General features: G+C 64.0%; 1 protein-coding gene. It reads left to right on the top strand.

Features of this window, described 5'->3' with window-relative positions:
- Positions 1 to 3: 3 nt before the first annotated feature.
- Positions 4 to 742, top strand: a protein-coding gene (locus AC1RR5_RS26715; RefSeq protein WP_492926805.1) for an IS5 family transposase whose coding sequence is annotated in 2 segments (ribosomal slippage) — positions 4 to 346 and positions 346 to 742 — 740 coding nt annotated over the 2 segments. Because the reading frame shifts where the segments join, the coding sequence is not laid out codon by codon here. This gene is flagged as partial in the annotation.

Below are 742 nucleotides of genomic sequence, written 5' to 3'. Positions count from 1 at the left end.
TTGATGTCGGCCAAGCGTTACGAGTTGAACCAGACGCAGTGGGAGCGGATCGCGCCGTTGTTGCCGGGCAAGGCGAGCGATCCGGGGCGCACGGCCCAAGACAACCGCTTATTCGTCAACGGCGTGCTGTGGGTATTGAGATCGGGCGCTCACGGGTGTGACCTTCCCGAGCGCTATGGCCGTTGGAAGACGGCCCACAAGCGATTTAGTCGTTGGTCCAAGGCTGGGGTGTGGGACCGGGTGTTCGCCGACCTGATCAAGGATCGAGACAACCAGTACCTGATGATCGACAGCACCTTGGTTCGCGCCCACCAGCAGGCCGCGACTGGAAAAGGGGGGCCTCGGATCAGGCTCTGGGGCGCTCCCGAGGCGGACTGACCACCAAGATCCACATGGCCGCCGACGCCTTGGGCCGACCGATCCGGTTCCTCCTGACCGCCGGTCAGAGCGGCGACGCCCCGGCCGCCCCAACCTTGCTCGAAGGCTTCCGACCCAAGGCCGTGTTGGCCGACAAGGCCTACGACTCCAACGCCCTGCGCAAGATCATCGCCGACCTGGGCGCTCAAGCCGTCATCCCGTCCAATCGCACCCGAAAAGTGCTCATCGCTCACGACATCGAAGCCTACCGCGCCAGGAACCGCATCGAGCGCTGCTTCTCAAAGCTCAAGCACTTCCGACGCTTCGCCACCCGATACGACCGAAGAACCGTTCACTTCCTCGGCTTCATTCACCTCGCCGCCGC

Source organism: Caulobacter sp. GW821-FHT11E11 (assembly GCF_058808315.1).
This window is presented reverse-complemented; position numbering and strand designations above follow the sequence as displayed.